The sequence below is a fragment of the Rhodoblastus sphagnicola genome, assembly GCF_002937075.1.
Taxonomy (GTDB): Bacteria; Pseudomonadota; Alphaproteobacteria; order Rhizobiales; family Beijerinckiaceae; genus Rhodoblastus; species Rhodoblastus sphagnicola.
On the sequence record NZ_NHSJ01000041.1, the window covers coordinates 12,991 to 32,721 of the forward strand.

Here is a 19,731-nt window from a genome sequence, read left to right on the forward strand (position 1 = left end):
CTTTAGGAGACGCAAGGTAACAGAAGCCGCCGACATTTCAAATCGCGCCCCGACGCCAAAACAACCAATCGCGCGGAACTCCGCCCGCGCGTTTTGGTCGAAACTTCGGTCGATCACGACTTCCGTTACGCCTATTCAGTCCGTTCGAAGCTGACCAGTTGGTACAAGCCGCCGAAGAACCGCTGAATTTCAAAACCGCCTATCTTAGCATCCGCGGGCAGGAAGTCCCTGATGTCGTGTCGCCACAGGTCGAGTGCGAACGGTTCCAACCTGGCGAGGATCGGCGCGAACAGATAGCGCATGGGATTCCAGCGCGCCGGTTGCGCATATTCCATGATGACGACGCGACCGCCCGGCCGCACCACCCTTAACGCCTCCGCCAGCGTGCGACGACGCCAATCCTCTGGCATTTCGTGCAGCAGAAAAAACAGCACCACGCGATCGAAGCTTGCGGACTCGAACGTCAACGCCGCCGAGTCCATCGTCGCCAAGCGCACGGGCGCGTTCGCGCGGAGTTTGCGTTTGAGATTCTCGAGCTGGATCGGCAGCACATCGATCACATCGACTTCGCCTTGTCCGGCGACGGCGCGATCCAGCAGCGAAGGCGTGAAATCGCCATAAGCACTGGCGACCTGGAGTGTGCGGCCCGGCAAAGTAGGTCCGAGCGCGTCCAGCGCGGCATCGCGCAGGCGGTGATAATTACCCCAGAGAATAGCGTCGATCAGCCATTGCCGCTCGAACACCCAAACAGCGTTGGGGTGAACATAAGCCCACCAATAGTTATCCGTCAGATAGCTTGGGATTGCCTGGGCGCCATTGATCCCGGCCTCGGCCTCCGCGATCGGAGGCTCCCCTGATGCGGGAGACATGACGGAATTGGCGCGATCGGCCTGAAGATCGACCACTCGATCGACCTCTGTTGAACTATTTCCATTTAAGAGCACTTGGACATCCCCGGCGCGCGTGCGGTCAAGATAAGACAACCTAACCTGAAACGCCGGCGACCTCCTAGCGCCATCTGGCGTGTCGGCTTCATCGTTATTGGACGCGGCGGCCTTTTCGGACCGCCGCGCCATTTTTGTCTCTTACTTCGTCGCGGCTACGCCGCCAAGTTCCGACCAGTCCTTCGCCAACTGCGCGCCGAGGAGCGGCTTAGGCGCACCCTGGTGACAGGTTGCGCAGTAAAGCTTCGGACCGTCGCCCGTCGGACCCAACCGATTGGCGGGCCATTCAGCCTGGAGCGGCTTCAGGAAGTTAGCATTCAGATCGCGCACCAAGTTGATGCCCTGCCACGCATTGACGCGCAACGGGGAACTCTCCGGCCAACTGAAGAAGTCGCGGGAGTTGTGGCAATAGGTGCAATTGACGCCAAGCCCCCCCGAAATCGCCATCATCAGCGAGTAGGTTTTCTCCGTCGCGAACATAGTCGGACCGAAACTCGTCGGCAGCGCCTGGGTGGATTGGATGCGAATCGCATCCTTGCCATCGAGAATGCCGCTGAACGGATCCGTGTTCATAGCGGTGAAGCCATTGACGCGGTTCGGGTGACCAAGGTCGTGACTGGTGGCGGCGGCTCCGCCAGCCTTTGGCGGCGCATCCTTGTACCAGACGCCCTTGGGCACAGGCTGCCCACGGTGACAGGTATAGCAGGTCACGCCGGTGGTGAGGACGTGAGCTTGCCAATCCTTGTTAATGTGCCGCGTCATCTGCAGCATCGTCCGGGACACCCTCTTGGTGTAAAGACTGTCGTCCGCCAGGTTCTCCGGGTTATGACAGTAGTTGCACCCCTGCTCGCCGCCGACCCAGGCGCCGAGACCGAGCATCACACGGTTGAACTGCCCTTCCGTGAGGTCTGTCAGAACTTTGACGTTCTTATAGACATCAGTGGCCCTCTTGCCGCCGGCCTCCGCCGGATCAATCGCATCCGGCAAGGCGTTGGCTGCTTTCAGGAGGCGCACGGACTCCGCAGTAGACAACTCACCGGTCGACGTGCCGCGATAGCCCGTCTGCGTGGTATGGACTTTCGAAAAATTCCATCCCGGGGTGAGTATGAGCGCCGTGGCGAGCAGCGCGGCGGCGGTTCCGCCTAACAGTAGACCGACGGTTTTCATTGCGGAGCTCCCGACGCTGCCGGATCAAGGATCGCGGGGAAAACATGGGGATAGGAAGGCGCGATGTTGTGCTGGACCGCCCAGAGATACCAGTTGTCCACCACCGTGCCGGAGAGCAGGATGCCAATGCCGCCTGTCAACGGACACAGAACCGCACACCACCAACCCCAACGATGGATCGATTCCATCGTAGCGTTGTAGCCCATGGTCCAACGCCAGAACAAAGCCGCGCGCTCCGCCGCCGTACCGCGGTAAAGCATCTGCTCGACTTCGCGCTCCCCACCGTAACGCCCAACCGACAGGATCGTCGCTCCGTGCATGGCGAACAGCAGAGCTGCGCCGTACAGGAATGCAATCGAGAGCATGTGGAACGGGTCGTAGTACAAGTTGCCGTAACGCAGCGAGAATGCCGCGGTCCAGTCAAGGTGCGGGAAAATGCCGAACGGCGGCGCTTCGCTGAAATGACCCATCAGCAGCGGCTGGATGAATCCGAGAACCAGATACAACCAGATCGCGGAAGCAAAAGCCCAAGCCATGTGCGTGCTAAGACCCAGAGCGACCGCGCGGCGATAGACGCGCGCCCACCAGAGGAGCATGGACATGGTCAGGAAGAAGCCGGCCATCAACCACCAGCCGCCTTCGGCCAACGGCGGGAAGGCCCTGATGCCATATTCCGGCTTCGGCGGTTCCAGAGCCAGCCACGGGAACTGCCGCAGGAACTGGATCACATCCCAGTGCACCGACGCGAGCATATTAAACCCGATGATCAGCAGTGCGACCGTTCCGGAGATCAACGACGCGACCCCGAGGGTGCCGAGATAGAGCGGCCCGATCTGTGCGTTGCCGATGAAGCCGAGCCAGTAGGAAAGTATCGGCTTTCCTACGCGCTCGCGATCAACGATCTCCCCGCCCAAACCCTTCTCGGGAGTGGTTGGGTGGACCTGGAGTTGAGTGAAGACATTCTCATAAATGGACACGCTCGCCTCCTAGACGTTAGCGCCAGATCGGCAGGTTGAGCCACCAATTCCACCATTCGGGCCAGCCGCGCGTCCAAAACGGACCACTCAGCAGGATGCATATCGCGCTCCAGAAGGAGGCGGAAACAGCCAGGAAGAGGCCGAGCCGATGGATACCGAGCGTGCCGATGGAATAGCCGACCACATCACGGAAGAACCAGTCTTCGTACTCGGTCGGACGGACAGTTTCCCCGCGCCTTGGATTGGCGGCCGACACGATCACGGCGCCATGCATACCCAGCGCAAGGCAATTCGTGAAGAAGAAGGTGATCGCCAGCATGTGCGCCGGGTTATAGTGGAAGTGAAGATACTGATAGCCCGTGTTGGACACCCAATCGAGGTGACTGAGGATTCCATAGGGAAATCCGTAACCCCACGCGCCCATAAGAAGCGGCCGGAACACGACCAGGACCGTATAGGCGAAGATCGCGAAGCCGAAGGCGATCGGGACGTGATAGCCAATGCCGAGTTTGCGGCAGATTTCCACCTCACGCAAAGCCCAAGAGCCGAAAGCGCCGAGCGCGCAGACGGTCACGATCTGCCAGATTCCACCCTCTTTCAAGGGGGCCAAGCCGAGCCCATATTTGAGGTCCGGAGGCGCGATATTGATCTGCCAGAGGTTCCAGGTGGGGCCGAGCGCCGCCCCGTAAACGATCATCAACGTACCAACAAGGGCGAAGATGACCGTGGTGACACCGAAGAATCCGACGTAGAACGGTCCGACCCAGAAGTCGAGCAGGTCTCCGCCTAGGAGCGTGCCGCCCCGCACGCGGTATTTTTTTTCAAAGTTGAGCATCGCCATGGCCGGCGCTCCCCAAACGACGTTAAGTTTCAGGGTACGGGCGGGCGCTGAAGCGTCCACCCGTGACGCGGGCGATTCCCGCTGGTCGGAAGTGTCAGGCGACCGTTGTCGTGAGCTCGATCTGCGCGGCCCTCAGGGCCGGCTTGCCTTCCAGCCAGTTGAACCGATCGGTGCTGAGGCAGATGAAGTGAATAATCAGCCCCAGAACGAACAGGAAAGCCGACAGAGCAACGAGGACCCGACGCGGATCGAAGAGCAGCCAAAGTTTGTACATGAGCCTCTTCTCCTCTTAGCTGATCATCGAGATAGCGCTGGTGACGCTGTCGAGCAGAGCCCAGCCCTTCGGGCCCGGGATCCACGGACGCCACGCCCACGAGAGGACGTGCGCGAGAACGGCAACAACATGAAAGCCCAAGAAGCTTGCCACGAACACGGAGTGAAATTCTTTCGCCTCCGCATCCGACAGTCCGGACAGGGATGATCTGTCTTCGGCCATTTTTTGACCTCCTTACAGGTTACCGCGTACGCCGTTACGCGGCCCAAATTCGTCTCGATCCCTTAGGATCTCGACTGGCGTTCCTGACGGTTGTCCCGTCTGGATGACTGCAACATCGTCTTCGCCATGAGCGCGTAAGATGTCGCTATAGACGCTTGCGAGCGCGCCTCGGCGAGCCAAGACCGGCCCTGGTCCGGGGCGTGCTGCGAATCAATGAAAACCTTGGAGAAGAGAGCCTTCAGCCCGCCGGCGACCACCAGCAACACCAAGAGAAATCCGCCAAACACCCGCCAAGCCAGATCTTGCTCGCTTCTCGCCGTGACAGTGTGGACAGCCGATTTCATGATCCTCTCCATGCTATGCAAGCAAACGCGTAACCGCGTCAGCCAGCAAACTCCCTCGCGCGTTCAAGACGCGAGAGATCAACTTGCGCTTCGCCCGCTCGGCGGGCGTCCCGTTCGGCCGCGTCGCGGAGACGCTTCGCGGCGGAAATCCGCGCCACCAGGGGCGCCGCTTCAACGAGCTCGTCGAGCCGGGCTTTTGCTTCCGCACTCCATTCGAGTTCGCGATACAATCTCGCCGGCGTCGCATCGACGCGATCAATTTCGCTGGCGAGCGGCAGGATGTGAAACAAAGCGTCAAACAACGCATTGCATACTTCCTGAACGAGATAGGTCGCACCGGCATACCCCATGAAGGGCGTGCCCGTATGCCGCCGGATCACGGTGCCGGGGAACGACGCGGGAATGTAGGTAGCTTTGGAGCCGGCCTCCGTCAGGTACAGGCGCTCATTGTAGCTGCCGAACACGACCAGTGGCGGCTTGGACCGCAGCGTCTCACGCAGCGCTGCATTATCGGTCTTTTCGCCGGGCTTGCGAGCAACAGCAAACGCGCAGGGCATCCCTAGTTCGTCGGCGAGAAAATGCCTGATGCCGCGGGCATAGGTTTCCGACGCGGCGATTCCGAAGGAAGCTGTGGCGAAGAAATCCTGTGTGACGGAACGCCAGAGATCCCAGATCGGTTTGATCGTCGTGTGGCGTTCGCGTTCTATGAACGGTTCGGGATCGAGTCCAGACAGTTCACCCAACGCGCGCAAAAACTTGGTCGTCGCGTGCATGCCGATCGGGGCCTGCAGATACGGTTTTCCCAAGGCCTCGCACAGCGCACGTCCGAATTCCCGGTAGAGGCAGATGTTGACGTCGGCGTCGGCGAGGCGCGGAATCTCGGTCAGATGCGCCCCGAGTGGGAACACCAGATTGATTTCAGCGCCGACGCCTTCGCAGAGGCGCACGATCTCTGCGAGATCGGACGGCATGTTGAACACGCCGTAACTCGGGCCGATGATGTTGACCCTTGGCTTCGCCCCGGGTTCGCGCATATCCGCCTTGCGCGCCTTGGACTTCTTGACGCCATATTCGTTCCACAGCCACAACAGGGCGCGATTGGCGCACTGCCACTGGTCCTCATCAATCGTGCGCGGCAGGAACCGCTGCAAGCCCGAGCCTTCGGGCGTCACGCCGCCGCCGATCATTTCTGCGATCGATCCCGTGACCACCACGCTCGGAAGTTTAGGATCGAGAGTTTTGTGCGCGCGCGTCATCGCCGCTTCGGTGCCATGGCGACCGAGTTCGGCTTCGGAAAGGCCAGTGACGACGATCGGAAGTTCCTCTGGCGGCAGCGCGTCGGTATAATGAAGCACCGAGGTGACCGGCAAGTTCTGACAGCCCACCGGGCCATCAATGACAACCTGCAAGCCTTTCAGGGCCGTGAAGACGTAGACGGCGCCCCAGTATCCGCCAGCGCGGTCGTGGTCGAGAACTAGCATGCGCCGTCCTCCCTGTTGGCTTTTGGCTTGCTGGCTTTGCCATGTGTTTCAGGCAGGTTTTTCGGCGCCTCGGGCCAGACGCCCGCAGCGGCGCCCTCGCCCACCCCAGAGAAGAACTCACGCATTTCCGTGAACCGCGCCCGGTTTCCGATCGCCATGTTGAGGGTGGCCGCCACCGAGCCAGCCCCGGCTGCGCCCATCAGGGGACGCGCGGAGATCAGGTTGGTGAAATAGAGTCCCGGGATCGAGCGACTCTTGGCGGCCTGGACGACGGGCGTGGTGCCAATAGCCAGATCCGGTTCATATTCGTCAATCGCCGCGAGATCGTCTTCCAGGGTGGCGCGATAGCGCACCTGTACGCCCTTCGCCTCCAACCATTCACGGTCGCGCTCCGACCATGGCGTGCGCGGACAGGCCGTGCCGACATAGCGCAGATCGGCGCCACTTTCGATCAGAAGGCGCGCGGCGATCAGTTCCGAGCCTTCATAGCCCGAGAGCGTGATGCGTCCACGGATCGGCGCGCCAGCCAAGGCCTCACGGATGGCGGGGAGCAGGCTCGCCTTCGCGGCGTCCAGCTTTTCCGTCGCAATGTTGCAGACCTTGGCGACGTCATCGAGCCAAGCGGCGGTCCCATCGACGCCGACCGGGGCGGAGCCGATCACCGGACGCCCGGCGGCCTGGAACTCCCGGATGGAGGCGGTGTAGAACGGGTGGACCGCTGCGACGGCGCAGCAATCGAGCGCGCCATAAAGCTCGCGCCATTCGCGCGTCGGAACGACCGGACCCACCGCCAATCCGAGAGGCTTGAGCATGCCGCCGATCTGAATCGGATCGAGCGGAAACATTTCGCCGAGCAGCGTGATCGTAGGCTCCTGCGCGCGCGGCGCGCGCGGCGCCTGAACCGGCCCCTGCTCTGCTTCGCGCCGGGCGTAGGACAGCATGGCGGCGGCGAGCACGTCCTTGGCTTCCGCATGCGTTGGCACGCCAAAGCCGGGAACGTCGATGCCAATCACGCGCACACCGTTGATTTCTTTCGGCAGCAACCGAAGCGGCACGCCGGAGGCGGTGGGAACACAGAGATTGATGACCACGACCACGTCGAATTTGCCGGGGTCGGCGAGTTGGAACACGGCTTCGCGGATATCCTCGAACAGCTTGCCCGTGACCAGCGTTTCCGAACTGAAGGGGACGTAGCCCACGGAACGGCGCGCGCCGTAGAAATGCGAAATGAAGGTCAGGCCATAGACACAGCACGCGGAGCCCGAAAGTATGGTGGCGGTGCGGCGCATGCGCAGACCGACCCGCAACGACCCGAACGCCGGACACATGCTCTGCGGTTGGTCGTGCGGACCAGCCGGGTAATCCTTGGCGTAGCGCGCCAGCGTTTCGCCGGCGCCGGCCTCGCGGGCGGCGGCGAGCATGGTTTCGCGTCCAGCGTGGCAGCCAATGCCGTCCACACCAACCGCGCCCTCAGGCGCCCGTGGCGTTTCGTTCAATGCTGGAGTGTGGGGAGCGTCGAGCGTCATGACCAACTCACAACATGTCGTCGTAGACGACTTCGAGCGAGGGCTTCTCGACGATCGAAGTCCCGAACAGATCTTCCTTCGTCGCGGGCTCAAGCACGTAGTTCCGACCGACGGCGTCGCTCGAAAACAGAGAAAGCAATCCGTCCTGGCTCAAGGGAGTCGGGCGATTCGGTATCGCGTCCGCCACGGCGGCGGCGAGCGTTTCGAACAGCGGCGCCCAGCGCTCCCCGGGCCTGCCGACGATCTGGTAGGCCGCGCTCTTGCGGCGAATGTCCTCGTCAGCGGGAATTTCCGCCAGGATGGGAATGCCCGCAGCCTTCGCGAAGGCCTGCGCTTCGCCGGTTCCATCGTCCTTGTTGATGACGAGACCGCCGACGCCGACATTGCCGCCGAGCCTGCGGAAATATTCCACCGCGGAACAGACGTTGTTGGCGACATAGAGCGATTGCAGGTCGTTCGAGCCGACGATGATGACCTTCTGGCACATGTCGCGCGCGATCGGCAGGCCAAAGCCGCCACAGACCACATCTCCCAGGAAGTCGAGCAGCACGTAATCGAATCCCCACTCATGGAACCCGAGCTTTTCCAGCGTCTCGAAACCGTGAATGATGCCGCGCCCACCGCAGCCGCGCCCGACTTCGGGGCCACCCAACTCCATCGCATAGACGCCGTCGCGCTTGAAGCAGACGTCGCCGATTTCGACGTTTTCGCCGGCAGCCTTCTTGCGGGAGGAGGTTTCGATAATCGTCGGGCAGGCCTTGCCGCCAAACAGCAGCGAGGTGGTGTCGCTCTTCGGGTCGCAGCCGATCAGAAGAACCTTCTTGCCCTGCTGCGCCATCATGTAAGATAGATTGGCGAGCGTAAAGCTCTTGCCGATGCCGCCCTTGCCGTAGATCGCAATGATCTGCGTAGCCTTCTTCGCTGGCGTGGACGTCTCAGTCTCGGCCGAGGGCTGTTGCGCCCCGGCTCCGCCGCCAGCGATTTCCGCTTCCGACAGAAAACTGATCATAACGCACTCCAGTCGAGGACCATTTTTACACAGGTCGGATCTTCAAAGGCGACGGAATAGGCCTCGGCGGCCTCGCGCGCGTCGCGGCGGTGGGTGATGAGACCGTCCAGCGAAAGCTCGCCAGCCTCGACAAGACGAACGGTCTCGCCGAGATCGCCAGGCGCCCATTGCGCAGAGATACGGAACTCAACCTCACGCATGAAGGCGGGCGCGAAAGCAAAGCCGACCGCTTCGTAGAAGCCAGCCAAGGTTATCCGACCGCGCGGGGCGAGCCGCTGGATGAGCGAATCCAACGCCTTGGCGTCGCCGCTGACATCGATAATGTGACGGTAGTCGCGGCGAGCATCGGCTCCAGGCGCCAGCACCCGGTAGCCTTCGGCGCCGGTCGCACGCAGCGGATTGGTTTCCCAAACCGTCGCGGCGACACCACGCCCGACCAGCAGACGAGCGATCAACCGACCGAGCGCGCCATGACCGACCACCAGAGCCTCCCCGGAGGCGTCGGCTGTATTGACGGCGTGAAGCGCAGTCGCGGCCAAAGCAAGAAGTACGCCACGATCGCCTAGCGCTACGTCGACACAGGCGGCGCGGGCGCCGGGAACCACGAGGTGAGAGGCCGAACCGCCATGCACAACACTGACCGAACCGAAGCAATGCGCGCCAGGAACGAAAACATTGGCGCCGACAGCCAAACCGGAGTCGGGGCCAGCGTCTATGACGCGACCGACAGTCTCGTAGCCCGGCACAAGCGGGTAGCCCATGCCAGGAAACAACGGCATACGCCCCGTGTACAGCAGCTTTTCTGTACCAGCGCTGACACCCGACCAAAGGGTCTCGACGACAATATCCGCGGGGCCAGGCTCGTCAAGGACGAGCGACGCCAGCTTCAGGCGTCTTGGCTCTTCCATGACAACGGCTACGGACTGCATACGCGGAGGCCTTTATTTTGTCTCTGGTTCTTGGAAGCGTCAGATTAACTCGACAGTGCCTTCCGTCAAGTAATATTTACACCCGCTGCGCGACCAGAATGTTGGCCAGCATCGGGCGACGCGAAGCCACCGCGCGCACGTCCGAGAATCCGCTCGCTTCGAGCAGGCAGGTGATTTCCGCGACCGAGCGGGTGCGACCGCGCCCCATGGCGAGGAGATAGAAGTTGAAATAAGCGTCGCTGACGCGGTCGGAACCGCGCCCGCCGCCCATAGGCTCCGCGATCAGCAACGTGCCGCCCGGCTCCAGCGCGTCATGGGCGCGGGCGATGATGGCGCGCGCGGCCTCGTCGTCGTGGTCGTGCAGGACACGGATCAGCGACAGCACATCCGCGCCCTTGGGCAGAGAATCCGAGAAAAAATCGCCTTCATGGACAGTGACCCGCGACAACATGCCGCGCGTTTGGAGGGCGGCGCGCGCCCGGGCTGCGACCTGCGGGAGATCGAGCATCTGCGCCTCGACTTCGGGCGCAGTGATGGCGAGGACAGAGACGAACACGCCCTCGCCGCCGCCGACATCGAGCCAGCGGCGATGGCCGGTCGGCGGGAAAGCGTCCAGAATGTCCTCGGCTATGTCCAGCTGGGACTGCGCCATCAACTCGCTGTAGGCCGCATAGGCCTCGTCGACGTCAGCGCCAGCAGGCGCGGGATCGCCGGGCTTGCGGTTGGCGTAGGGCCAATAGCCCGACAACTCGGTCTTGACGTCGCCGCGCAGCAGGGCGACAGGATCGGTGAGATCAGCGTAGAGCAGCGCGTGGTGCTCGACGACAGCGCCGATAGAGGGATTGGCGAGCAAGGCGGCGCCGAGCTCGCCAAGGCCGTAGCGCTCGCCTTCAAGATGATCGACCAGCTTCAGGGCTGTCGCGGCGCGAAGAAGGCGCTGCGTGGCGTCGAATGACAGGTCGAGATCCTCGGCGACGGAAACGATGGGGCGCGGGCCGCCGGCGAGTTTGGTGAACAAGTCGAGGCGCACGCAGGCGAGGAGGATCTGAGAATAGACAAAGCCCGAACATATGTCGAACAAGGCGTTCGATTGCCGCTCCGCGACCAGACGCGTCAGCGGGAACGAGGCCGCCCACTTCTGGAACGAGGGGTTGGCGAGCAAAAGATTGCGCCCGTGACGCAACATTTCGGACACGGACGCGGGGCCGATGGTGGCGGGGAGATTGGTTCCGGTCATGTCAAGCCGCATACTGTTCGAGTTGCGAGGGGAACAATTGCCGAGTTTGCGCGCGGATCACGACACGCAATTGCTCGGCGCCGGGACATTCGGGAATCGAGGCGGCGGCCGCATCGGCGAGTTCCGTGAGGCGCGCCTTGGCGCCGCCGATGCCCAACTGGGCGGCGGCGTTCGGCCGCGCGCGCCGTTCGTCCTGGTGGGCGGGCTTGCCGAGTTCTTCCGCGTCGCACAGCAGGTCGCGGAGATCGTCGGCGACCTGATAGGCCTCGCCGATATAGTCGCCCAGAGCGCGCCAGGGCTCAGGATCGCGGCCGGCGGCGGCGGCGCCTGCGAGGGTCGCGCCGGCGAACAGGGCGCCGGTCTTGGCGCGCTGGTAATCGACCAGAGAGATCGTGGATTCGGATTCCCAAGCCTGACCGGCGATGATGCCCCCCGGCGCACCGACCGCGCGCGAAACGATGGAAATCATGGCGGCCAGTTGACGCGGATCGGACGCGAAGGCTTTCGCGATCGTCTCGTAGGCGAGCACGATCAGCGCATCGCCTGTCAGCACGGCGAGAGGCTCGCCATATTCGACATGGATGGTCGGCTTGCCCCTGCGAATGGGCGCGTCGTCAAAGGCCGGCAGGTCGTCATGGACGAGCGAGGCGCAATGCATGAATTCGATTGCGGAGGCGGCGGCGTCGGTGTGATGTGGATTTGGATCGCCGCAGGCCATGGCGACCGCGAGAACGATTTGCGGCCTGATTCTATGACCGCCGGGGAAGACGGCATAGCGCAAGGCGGAGGCGAGCAACGGCGGGCAATTGGCTCCGCCGGCCTCCATCAGGGCCGCTTCAAGAGCCTTTTCGACGCGCTCCATGTGCATCACCGCCTCCGTGACCTTTTCAATAGACACTCAAAGTGTAAGATAATATTGACAGCTTTTGCCGGCGCGTCAATCCTTTTCCCTCTGGCTCGGGGGCGATGACGGCGGCGAGGCCCGAAGTCGTCGCGATCGGCTCGGGCGGCGGCGGACTTGTTCCGGCGCGGCTGTCGTCCGCGCGGAGCTGGACATGGGGTGTGCTCGATACCGGCAATACGCCAGGCGACAAACTCCGCGCCATCGAGATCGCGGGCCGGAGCATCGGCGTCGGCCCCTCAGTCTTTACCTTCCGAGACGTGTTCGAGGCCCTGTTTGCCGGATGTGGCGGGGAATTGGGCGATCATCTCACGCTGAATCGCGCCGAGCGGTTCGCCTGGCGCTTGTGGAGCGGTGGCGCGCGGCCCAACTTCTTTTCCCGATATCGAGGCCAAGGTCGAGGCAATCCTGGACTTCGTCGGGGTGATCGAGGCGGAGGGACATCGCGCCTTGACGGCCTGCGCAACGCGCAGTCATGCGACACTTAACCGCGCCTTCATGCGCGACCGATGCGGTTTCCGCGAGACTGTTTCGCGATCCGCGAAAGCAAATCGCACGAACGTCCTTGAAGCCAAGGCGTAAGGCCGCGCGAAAGGAATACGAAATCAAAAAATGGATCATTCGGACTTCGTATGACCTCGATCACAGTCGCCGGCGGCGTCTTTTCGCCCGTTGACGCGAAGAGCGCATTCCGCCCACCCCAACCAATATCGCGCGATCACGCACGCCCTCGATGCTGCGCCCTCGCGCTTTTCACGGGGGGGGGGCGAAAATTTTCTGGTCGCGCCCAGTTCCTCTCCCGCGAGGCGGCGTCACTATGTCGCGGCCTGCGCATCCCCAAGCCATGCCTTATCGACAGCCGCTCAGCCTGGCTGGCCTCGCACGGGAACTCAGGCGCGCGGCGCCAACCGCGCCTCCAATGCCTCCAACTCGGCGAGACGGGCGCGTCCGGCTTCGATTTCAGCGCGAATAGCGGCGGCGCGGGTGATGTCGTCCTCCTCGGGAGAGACAGCCTCGATGCGTTCTTCGATGAGGAGCGCGGCCTCGGTGACGATCGCGGTCTCTCGAACAGGCGCGACCTGCTCGCGCGGCTCTCGCGCGGCCCGCTCCTGATCTTCGCGGAGGCTGCGCTTCGTCACCACCAATTGCCAGGTCAGAAAGGCCAGCACGAGCGCGAAGGGAATCAGCATTTCGATAAAGGCGATCGTATTTCCCGACATCAGCGCACCATCTGTTGAGCACGGTCTCGTCGCTCCAGCCGCTCGTACATTTCGAGCACCGTCAGCGCGCGCGACTTAAAAGTCGCGGGAGCGAATGTCGGCGCGGGTTCGCGCCCGACCGCTTCGACCAGGAAAGCGGTTTCGGGCAAGGCGGGCGCCGGCGCGTGGGTCCGCGGCGCAATCGCGCGCAGGCTGGCCTCGGCCAGCAGCGCCAGCTTGCGCCTGTTGCCGATATAGGCGCGCGACGTCACGGAATCATGCCCGCGTCGTTCGACCTCGCGCCCGATCTCGCAATAGATCAGGGCGGCGGCGAGAATGGCGGGCCGGCAGCCGGCGGGAAGCCGCGCCACGCCGTCGCGCGCGCGCTCGTAAAGGCGATCGGCTTCAGCGAGGAGGCGCGCGACCACGCTTGCCAGCGCCTCGGACGGGGCCGGGGCGGCGAGGAAAACCTCGGGGTCGACGCCCGCCTCCACCAGCCAGTCGAGCGGCAGGTAGAGCCGGCCGGCGCGCGCGTCCTCGCCGACGTCGCGGGCGATATTGGTGAGTTGCATGGCGACGCCGAGGTCGCAGGCCCGCGCCAGCGCGATCGGGTCGCGCACACCCATCAACAGGGTCATCATCACGCCGACTGTCGAGGCCACGCGCGCGGAATAGGCGCGCAACTCCGACAGATTGGCGGGCATGCGGCCCTCGCTGTCCCAGGCGAAGCCGTCGATCAGCGCGAAGGGAATTTCGCGGGGGATGTAAAAGGACCGCACGATGTCGGAAAACGCCCGATCGGCGGGATGGTCCACCGGCGCGCCCTCATAGACCCGGGTGAGCCGTTCGCGCAGCCGCTCCACCGCCGCCGCCTTGGCTTCATGCTCGTCGACCGCGTCGTCGGCGAGCCGGCAGAAGGCGTAAAGCCCGAAGGACGGGCGCCGCACAGCTTCGGGCAGCAGCCACGAAGCGGTGAAGAAGCTTTTAGAGCCGCCGCGAATGGATTCGCGGCAAGCGGCGTGATCAGCCTCGGTGGCCAGCCGCGCCTCAGGCGAAAGTGCAAGCATCGGGCGCAACCTTGTCGAGAATCCGGGCAGAGGACAGCACACCGGGAAGACCCGCGCCGGGATGCACGCCCGCGCCGACGAGGAACAAATTCTCGATGTCCTCGCTGCGATTGTGAGGACGGAAATATGCGCTCTGCGTCAGAAGGGGTTCGAGTCCGAAGCCTTCGCCATGGATGGCGTTGAGCCGGTCGCGAAAATCGAGCGGCGTCGTCACCCGGGACACGACGATGTGCTTGCTCAGATCGGGCAGGATGTTCGCCTCCAGCCAGCTCTCGATGCGCTTGCGATAGCCTTCGGCTTCGAGGCGCCATTCCTGGCCGCCCTGAAGATTGGGAACCGGCGACAGCGCATAGAACGTGTCGCAGCCGCGCGGCGCGACCGACGGATCAGTCGCGGTCGGCCGATGCAGGTAAAGGCTGAAATCCTCGGCCAGAACCTTGCGCTGGAAGATATCCTTCAGGAGACCCTCATAACGCGGACCCATCAGAATGCTGTGATGGCCGATGTCGTCGTAACGGCGATTGACGCCGAAATACCAGACGAACAGGCCCATGGAATATTTGGCGCGCTGTAGCCTGGAATCCGTCCAGCGCTTGCGCGTATCCGGGGGCAGCAGGCTGCGATAGGTATAAGCGGAATCGGCGTTGGAGACGACGATGTCGGCGCGCAGCCTTTCGCCGCCGGACAGTTCCACGCCGACGGCCCGGCCGCTTTCGACCAGAATCTGGCGGATGTCGGCGCGATAGCGTATCTCGCCGCCCTGCGATTCGATCAGCTTGACCAGCCCGCGCACCAGCGCGCCCGTGCCGCCGATCGCCGAATGCACGCCGTAATTCTTTTCCAGGAAGGCGACCAGGCAATAGATCGAGGACACGCGGAAGGGGTCGCCGCCGATCAGCAGCGGATGGTAGCTGAAGATCGTCCGCAGACGCTCGCTCTTGAAGAATTTGGACACCAGGCCGCGCACGCTGCGGTAGCCTTGCAGGCGCACCAGATCCGGCGCGATGCGGGCCATGTCCGCCAGCGAATCGAAGGGAACGTCGCCGAGCTTCTCGAAGCCGATGCGATAGATGGATTCGCTCATCGCCATGAAGGCGTCGAAATTCGGACCTTCGCCGGGCGCGATGCGCTCGACCTCCGCCCTCATCGCCTCGCGGTCGCCGCGATAGGTGAAGGTTTCGCCGTCGCTGAAGCGGATCTTGTAAAAGGGGTCCATCTCGCGCAGTTCGACGTCATCGGACATCTTGCGACCGCACAGGCCCCAGAGCTCCTCGAACAGGAAGGGCGCGGTGACGATGGTGGGGCCGGCGTCGAAGGTGAAGCCGTCGATGTGATGCTGGTAGGCGCGCCCGCCGGGCGCGTCGAGGCGCTCCAGCACCTTGACGGCATAGCCGCGCGCGCCAAGCCTGACCGCGGCGGCGAGTCCGCCAAAGCCGGAGCCGATGACGAGCGCGACGGGTTTGCGTTGGCCCGTGGCGCCGCCGGTGTGTTCTTCCTGGACCGTCAACATGAGATGACACTATATCCGTCAGTTACATTTGAACAAGCCAAATCTTGGCCGTGTCCGGCGAGGCGCGAGACCTAGAGCACGATGCGTTTCCACGGAACGCATCGTGCTCTAGACTCTTTGTTTTCGCATGATCTTTTCCAAAAATCGGTGTCCACTTTTTGGGATCATGCTCTCGGAGAGGGCGCCGGTGATGACGACCCGCCTTGGCTGTTTCAAGCGGTTTCCGAACGGATCATTGGGAAACCGATTACCCATTTCCTTGTCGAAACCAGTTCACAACATCATGACGCTCCGACGCAAGTAAATCCGCCATCGCAAACCCGCTCACGCCAACGATTCGCCGTCATGGTCCGACCGGCCCGCGTTCACGGCGGACCAGGCGGTGAAAATCGCCTCGGCGACGCCGTGCGGGTCTTCCTCATGGACGATATGACCGCCTGGAAAACGCACGATTTTGGCGTGGCGCAGCAGCTTGGCGACCCGATCCGCCATATGCGGGCGGATCGCCTTGTCGTTCTCGCCGACGATCAGCAGCGTCGGCGTCTCCACGCGGCGAAGATCGTCGGGGATGCGGGTCAGATCCCAGTTCGCCACCATGTCGAGCGCGCCGGAACAATGCGACGGCGTGGTCATCAGCCTGGTGTAGAGATCGAGCCCGAAATCGTCGATGTTCGAGCCCATGCCCTTGATGAGCAAGCCGACCTGCCGACGGTCAGCGGTCCAGGCGAACAGGCGCCCGGCGAGCGGGTTAAGGTGCATGAGACGGGCCATGACCGGGAGGATATGGCCGGCGGCGCCCTCGAACGGAAAAAAGGCGCCGTTGATGCAGACGAACAGGTCCGGCTTCAAGCGCCCTTCGGCGATCAGGCGGGCGAGGATCACCGCGCCGGCCGAATGGCCGATCGCGAGTTTCGGCGCGTAATCGAGCGCGCCGAGCAGCGCGTCGAGCGCCTCGGCGTTCCCCTTGAGCGAGGCGTCCAGCCTTCCCTCGGCTTTGGTGAAGGCGTGGCCCGGCAGGTCCGGCGCGACCACGCGGAAATGCTCGGCGATCAGGGGCGCGAGGCTGCGCCAGGAATGCGTGGCCCCGGCGGCGCCGTGGAGGAGCAGCGCCTGCGGGCCAGCGCCGAGGTCCTGCACATGCCAGCGATAGCCGCCGGCGCTGACGAAGCGACTCGACTCGCGCAGCGGCCAGTCCGCTCCGTCGATGTCGAAGTCGAGGCCGCTCATTGTGGCAACGCGCCGCGCACGACGGCGTTGATGACGGCGGCGTCCGCGCGCGGCAGTTTGACATAGCGGCCCAGCATCGCCGCCGCCAGCGCGCGCACCGGCGTGTCCGGGCCGGAGCCGCCGCCCTGGGTGGTGTCGATGGCGAGCGCGGCGACCTGCGCCGCGGCGATCCGCTTGGCGGCGTCGAGCGCGTCCTCCATCGCGCGCGGGCGCCCTGCCCCGCCGTCGCGGCAAATGTTGGCGCGGCCGTCGGTCATCAGCACGATCAGCGGGGTCTGGCCTTTGCGCCGGCTCTGGTCGGCGACGTCCAGCGCGACGTCGAGACCGGCCGCGATGGGGGTGCCGCCGCCGCCGGGCAGGCCGCTCAGCGCGCGTTTGGCCCGCGCCGTGGAGCGCGTCGGCGGCAGCACGACTTCGCCGACGCGACCGCGAAAGGCCACCAGCGCGATGGTGTCGCGGCGCGCATAGCAATCGGCCAACAGCATTTCAATGGCGCCCTTGACCTCGGCGAGGCGGGCCATCGCCAGCGAACCCGACGCGTCCACCACGAAAATCGTGGTCGCGCCCTTTTTCTGGCGGTGGCGCCGGATACGAAAATCCTCGGGCTTGACGATGACCCGGCGCGATTCCTTTTCGTCCGGCTTCAGGCGCAGCTTGCGCCAGGGCGCGGCGGCGCGCAGGGTCGCGACCAAAGCGAGGCGTCCCTTGGACAGCGAACCCGGCCGCGCGTCGAGCGGGCGTCCGCGCTGCATCGAATAGGTTTCCTCGCCGGACTTGCCGTCGCGCGCGCTGCTGCGCCGGTTGCGCGGCAAGCCCGCCGCCAGCGCGGCCAGCAGGCCCGGCGGCAGCGCGGCGCGCACGGCTTCCAGAATCTGTTCTTCCAGCTCGCGCGGGGTGTCGTCCTCGCCCTTCTGCTCCTGGTCCTCGGGCGGGGTCTCCTCCTCCGGCGGGGGAGGCGGCGGCTCCTCCGACTCCTCCTCCTCGGGGGGAGCGGGCAACCGAGTGGCGCGCGGGCCGAGCGCCAGCGCGGCGGCGAGCTCGATGTCCTCGTGCTCGACATTGGTCTCGCCGCGCAGGGCCGCCAGCGCGCGCGCGGCGCGCAGCGCGAACAGGACGGCGCGGGGGGAATCGACGCCGAATTGCGCGGCGATCGCGACCATCGTCTCGATCACCTTGTCGTCGGTCTTTACGCTCGGCAGGATTTTCCGCGCGGCCGCGAAATCCTCGGGCGTCAGCGCGGGCGGCTCAACGTCGCGCCAACCGACCTGTTCGAGATTGACCCAGAACCCCAGCCGCTCCGACAGCGCCGGAGGGGGCGCCTCGTCTTCCTGGCCTTCGTCCAGCGCGATCACGCCGACATGGGCCGGCAGGATCGCCGACAGGCCGTCGCGTTGCAGCGCGACCTCGCCCATGTCGAGCGCGGCCGACAGCCGCGCCGCGACGCCGGTCGAAATACGCTCGGCCATGGCGATGGCGAGAACGCCGCCATGGGACGCGGCGAGGACGCCAGTTTCGGCGATGGGTCTTCCAGCTTGCAGCGTGGCCGCGACGTCGAGGCCGCCGATCAAGCGGTCGTCGGCGATATCGGCGGGCGCGCGCGACAAGCGCATCGGCGCGATATCCTCGGCGATCCGGGCCATCAGCGCGTCGCGCGCGGGGCCGGCGCCCGAGCGCACGAGCAGGCCGGAGCCGAGCGGGTCGAGCGCGAACACGGCGGCCGCGAGGCTCGCGCGCCGCCAGGGCGTCGAGACCGCGTCCGAAACGCTCATTTCGCGAAGACCTCCTGGAGCGCGCGCTCGACGCGCGTCGCCGACCCGGAATCGTCGAGCGGATTGCGGCGCAGGCGATGGCTGAGCACCATGGGCGCCACGCGCTTCAGCTCAGCATCGCCGACCGTTGCGACATCCTCCAGCGCGGCATAGGCGCGCGCGGCGCGGATCAGCGTGAGTTCGCCGCGCAGTCCGTCGGAGCCGAGCGCGACGCAGAGCCGCGTGGCGCGTTCGAGCGCCGCCTCGGGAACCTCGACATTGGCGACGCGCTCGCGCGCGTGGGTGATCTTGGTCCGCAGCTTCTTTTCCGCTGCGGCCCAATGCTTGTGGAAGGCGTCGGGATCGCGGTCGTAGGCGTCGCGGCGGCGGATGACCTCCATGCGGGTCGGAATTTCCTGCGGCGTCCTGACCTCGATGGCGAGACCGAAGCGGTCGAGCATTTGCGGACGCAACTCGCCTTCTTCCGGGTTGCCGGAGCCGATCAGCACGAAGCGCGCGGGATGGCTCAGACTCAAACCTTCACGCTCAACGAGGTTGAGGCCGGAGGCGGCGACGTCGAGCAGGAGATCGACGAGATGATCTTCGAGCAGGTTGACTTCATCGATGTAGAGGAAGCCGCGGTTGGCGCGCGCCAAGAGTCCAGGCTCGAAGTGCTTTTCGCCGGCGGCGAGCGCGCGTTCGAGGTTCAGCGCGCCGACGACGCGATCCTCGGTGGCGCCGAGCGGCAGATCGACCACGGGAGCGCTGCGCAGTTCCGACTTGCCCTTGGCGTCGTTCGTGCAGGCGCCGCACAGCCCCGCGCGCTTTTCAGGCGCGCAATTGTAGGGGCAGCCGGCGACCACGCGGATTTTTGGCAGCAGCGCCGCCAGCGCGCGCACGGCGGTGGACTTGCCGGTGCCGCGATCGCCGAAGGCAAGCACGCCGCCAACCGAAGGATCTGTGGCCGCGATCATGAAAGCGAGACGCATATCGTCCTGACCGACGATAGCGGAGAAAGGAAACGGATTTGCCATATGCTGTAGTGCCCTGTTCGGGGTCTTTATGTCATTCCAGGGTGACATCTGGCAATTGATTTCCATCAAGACAAGTTGACACACCCCCTTTGGA

The 19,731-nt window shown here is 64.4% G+C and carries 20 protein-coding genes; 1 reads left to right on the forward strand and 19 read right to left on the reverse strand.

Annotation, left to right across the window (positions count from 1 at the left end; all coding sequences use genetic code 11):
• Positions 1-131: 131 nt before the first annotated feature.
• From rquA to CCR94_RS06290, 13 genes are all read right to left on the reverse strand, one after another.
• Positions 132-1,076, reverse strand: coding sequence for a rhodoquinone biosynthesis methyltransferase RquA (gene rquA / locus CCR94_RS06230; RefSeq protein WP_206605786.1), 945 nt, complete (start codon positions 1,074-1,076; stop codon positions 132-134).
• A gap of 9 nt (positions 1,077-1,085) precedes the next feature.
• Positions 1,086-2,111, reverse strand: coding sequence for a photosynthetic reaction center cytochrome PufC (pufC, locus tag CCR94_RS06235; RefSeq protein ID WP_104507019.1), 1,026 nt, complete (start codon positions 2,109-2,111; stop codon positions 1,086-1,088).
• Positions 2,108-3,088, reverse strand: coding sequence for a photosynthetic reaction center subunit M (gene pufM, locus CCR94_RS06240; RefSeq protein ID WP_104507020.1), 981 nt, complete (start codon positions 3,086-3,088; stop codon positions 2,108-2,110). Before pufM ends, pufC begins: the two co-directional genes overlap by 4 nt.
• A 16-nt stretch (positions 3,089-3,104) precedes the next feature.
• Positions 3,105-3,929: a photosynthetic reaction center subunit L gene (gene pufL / locus CCR94_RS06245; protein ID WP_104507021.1), complete on the reverse strand. Its 825-nt coding sequence runs from the start codon at positions 3,927-3,929 to the stop codon at positions 3,105-3,107.
• Positions 3,930-4,023: 94 nt separating this feature from the next.
• Positions 4,024-4,203 carry a light-harvesting antenna LH1, alpha subunit gene (gene pufA, locus CCR94_RS06250; RefSeq protein WP_104507022.1) on the reverse strand — a complete coding sequence of 60 codons (180 nt, stop codon included), beginning with the start codon at positions 4,201-4,203 and terminating at the stop codon, positions 4,024-4,026.
• 15 nt (positions 4,204-4,218) lie between these two features.
• Positions 4,219-4,425, reverse strand: coding sequence for a light-harvesting antenna LH1, beta subunit (gene pufB / locus CCR94_RS06255; RefSeq protein WP_104507023.1), 207 nt, complete (start codon positions 4,423-4,425; stop codon positions 4,219-4,221).
• A 62-nt stretch (positions 4,426-4,487) separates the two neighbouring features.
• Positions 4,488-4,769 carry a hypothetical protein gene (locus CCR94_RS06260; RefSeq protein WP_104507024.1) on the reverse strand — a complete coding sequence of 94 codons (282 nt, stop codon included), beginning with the start codon at positions 4,767-4,769 and terminating at the stop codon, positions 4,488-4,490.
• Between the two features lie 38 nt (positions 4,770-4,807).
• Positions 4,808-6,250: a chlorophyllide a reductase subunit Z gene (gene bchZ / locus CCR94_RS06265; RefSeq protein ID WP_104507025.1), complete on the reverse strand. Its 1,443-nt coding sequence runs from the start codon at positions 6,248-6,250 to the stop codon at positions 4,808-4,810.
• On the reverse strand, positions 6,244-7,776 hold the full coding sequence (bchY, locus tag CCR94_RS06270) for a chlorophyllide a reductase subunit Y (RefSeq protein ID WP_104507068.1): 1,533 nt from the start codon (positions 7,774-7,776) through the stop codon (positions 6,244-6,246). The genes bchZ and bchY overlap by 7 nt, the downstream gene beginning before the upstream one ends.
• Before the next feature lie 7 nt (positions 7,777-7,783).
• On the reverse strand, positions 7,784-8,785 hold the full coding sequence (locus CCR94_RS06275) for a chlorophyllide a reductase iron protein subunit X (protein ID WP_104507026.1): 1,002 nt from the start codon (positions 8,783-8,785) through the stop codon (positions 7,784-7,786).
• Positions 8,782-9,714 carry a chlorophyll synthesis pathway protein BchC gene (gene bchC / locus CCR94_RS06280; RefSeq protein ID WP_104507027.1) on the reverse strand — a complete coding sequence of 311 codons (933 nt, stop codon included), beginning with the start codon at positions 9,712-9,714 and terminating at the stop codon, positions 8,782-8,784. The genes CCR94_RS06275 and bchC overlap by 4 nt, the downstream gene beginning before the upstream one ends.
• Positions 9,715-9,790: 76 nt before the next feature.
• Positions 9,791-10,951, reverse strand: a complete 1,161-nt coding sequence (locus tag CCR94_RS06285; RefSeq protein WP_244593959.1) for an acetylserotonin O-methyltransferase — start codon at positions 10,949-10,951, stop codon at positions 9,791-9,793.
• A 1-nt stretch (position 10,952) separates the two neighbouring features.
• Positions 10,953-11,819 carry a polyprenyl synthetase family protein gene (locus tag CCR94_RS06290; RefSeq protein WP_425332315.1) on the reverse strand — a complete coding sequence of 289 codons (867 nt, stop codon included), beginning with the start codon at positions 11,817-11,819 and terminating at the stop codon, positions 10,953-10,955.
• Positions 11,820-11,917: 98 nt separating this feature from the next.
• On the opposite strand from CCR94_RS06290, the gene CCR94_RS24440 reads away from it, so the two are divergent.
• Positions 11,918-12,340, forward strand: a complete 423-nt coding sequence (locus CCR94_RS24440) for a hypothetical protein (RefSeq protein ID WP_146089876.1) — start codon at positions 11,918-11,920, stop codon at positions 12,338-12,340.
• A 402-nt stretch (positions 12,341-12,742) separates the two neighbouring features.
• Here the strand turns inward: CCR94_RS24440 and CCR94_RS06300 are convergent, their stop codons facing one another.
• The 6 genes from CCR94_RS06300 to bchI all read right to left on the reverse strand — a co-directional run bounded on the left by CCR94_RS06300 (position 12,743) and on the right by bchI (position 19,637).
• On the reverse strand, positions 12,743-13,072 hold the full coding sequence (locus CCR94_RS06300) for a hypothetical protein (protein ID WP_104507030.1): 330 nt from the start codon (positions 13,070-13,072) through the stop codon (positions 12,743-12,745).
• Positions 13,072-14,118: a phytoene/squalene synthase family protein gene (locus CCR94_RS06305; protein ID WP_104507031.1), complete on the reverse strand. Its 1,047-nt coding sequence runs from the start codon at positions 14,116-14,118 to the stop codon at positions 13,072-13,074. Before CCR94_RS06305 ends, CCR94_RS06300 begins: the two co-directional genes overlap by 1 nt.
• A complete protein-coding gene (locus CCR94_RS06310) occupies positions 14,099-15,628 on the reverse strand; it encodes a phytoene desaturase (protein WP_104507032.1) in 1,530 nt (509 codons plus the stop codon). Before CCR94_RS06310 ends, CCR94_RS06305 begins: the two co-directional genes overlap by 20 nt.
• Before the next feature lie 324 nt (positions 15,629-15,952).
• Complete coding sequence (gene bchO / locus CCR94_RS06315) at positions 15,953-16,855, reverse strand: alpha/beta fold hydrolase BchO (RefSeq protein WP_104507033.1); 903 nt, start codon at positions 16,853-16,855, stop codon at positions 15,953-15,955.
• Positions 16,852-18,624 (reverse strand): magnesium chelatase subunit D, encoded by a 1,773-nt coding sequence (locus tag CCR94_RS06320; protein ID WP_104507034.1) that lies wholly within the window; start codon positions 18,622-18,624, stop codon positions 16,852-16,854. Before CCR94_RS06320 ends, bchO begins: the two co-directional genes overlap by 4 nt.
• Positions 18,621-19,637, reverse strand: coding sequence for a magnesium chelatase ATPase subunit I (gene bchI, locus CCR94_RS06325; protein WP_104507035.1), 1,017 nt, complete (start codon positions 19,635-19,637; stop codon positions 18,621-18,623). Before bchI ends, CCR94_RS06320 begins: the two co-directional genes overlap by 4 nt.
• Positions 19,638-19,731 lie beyond the last annotated feature (94 nt).

Bases quoted from the DNA above. Each gene is read 5' to 3' on its own strand.
- rquA (WP_206605786.1), bottom strand. From the start codon at position 1,076: ATGGCGCGGCGGTCCGAAAAGGCCGCCGCGTCCAATAACGATGAAGCC.
- pufC (WP_104507019.1), bottom strand. From the start codon at position 2,111: ATGAAAACCGTCGGTCTACTGTTAGGCGGAACCGCCGCCGCGCTGCTC.
- pufL (WP_104507021.1), bottom strand. From the start codon at position 3,929: ATGGCGATGCTCAACTTTGAAAAAAAATACCGCGTGCGGGGCGGCACG.
- pufA (WP_104507022.1), bottom strand. From the start codon at position 4,203: ATGTACAAACTTTGGCTGCTCTTCGATCCGCGTCGGGTCCTCGTTGCT.
- pufB (WP_104507023.1), bottom strand. From the start codon at position 4,425: ATGGCCGAAGACAGATCATCCCTGTCCGGACTGTCGGATGCGGAGGCG.
- CCR94_RS06260 (WP_104507024.1), bottom strand. From the start codon at position 4,769: ATGAAATCGGCTGTCCACACTGTCACGGCGAGAAGCGAGCAAGATCTG.
- bchZ (WP_104507025.1), bottom strand. From the start codon at position 6,250: ATGCTAGTTCTCGACCACGACCGCGCTGGCGGATACTGGGGCGCCGTC.
- bchY (WP_104507068.1), bottom strand. From the start codon at position 7,776: ATGACGCTCGACGCTCCCCACACTCCAGCATTGAACGAAACGCCACGG.
- CCR94_RS06275 (WP_104507026.1), bottom strand. From the start codon at position 8,785: ATGATCAGTTTTCTGTCGGAAGCGGAAATCGCTGGCGGCGGAGCCGGG.
- bchC (WP_104507027.1), bottom strand. From the start codon at position 9,714: ATGCAGTCCGTAGCCGTTGTCATGGAAGAGCCAAGACGCCTGAAGCTG.
- CCR94_RS06285 (WP_244593959.1), bottom strand. From the start codon at position 10,951: ATGACCGGAACCAATCTCCCCGCCACCATCGGCCCCGCGTCCGTGTCC.
- CCR94_RS06290 (WP_425332315.1), bottom strand. From the start codon at position 11,819: ATGCACATGGAGCGCGTCGAAAAGGCTCTTGAAGCGGCCCTGATGGAG.
- CCR94_RS24440 (WP_146089876.1), top strand. From the start codon at position 11,918: ATGACGGCGGCGAGGCCCGAAGTCGTCGCGATCGGCTCGGGCGGCGGC.
- CCR94_RS06300 (WP_104507030.1), bottom strand. From the start codon at position 13,072: ATGTCGGGAAATACGATCGCCTTTATCGAAATGCTGATTCCCTTCGCG.
- CCR94_RS06305 (WP_104507031.1), bottom strand. From the start codon at position 14,118: ATGCTTGCACTTTCGCCTGAGGCGCGGCTGGCCACCGAGGCTGATCAC.
- CCR94_RS06310 (WP_104507032.1), bottom strand. From the start codon at position 15,628: ATGTTGACGGTCCAGGAAGAACACACCGGCGGCGCCACGGGCCAACGC.
- bchO (WP_104507033.1), bottom strand. From the start codon at position 16,855: ATGAGCGGCCTCGACTTCGACATCGACGGAGCGGACTGGCCGCTGCGC.
- CCR94_RS06320 (WP_104507034.1), bottom strand. From the start codon at position 18,624: ATGAGCGTTTCGGACGCGGTCTCGACGCCCTGGCGGCGCGCGAGCCTC.
- bchI (WP_104507035.1), bottom strand. From the start codon at position 19,637: ATGGCAAATCCGTTTCCTTTCTCCGCTATCGTCGGTCAGGACGATATG.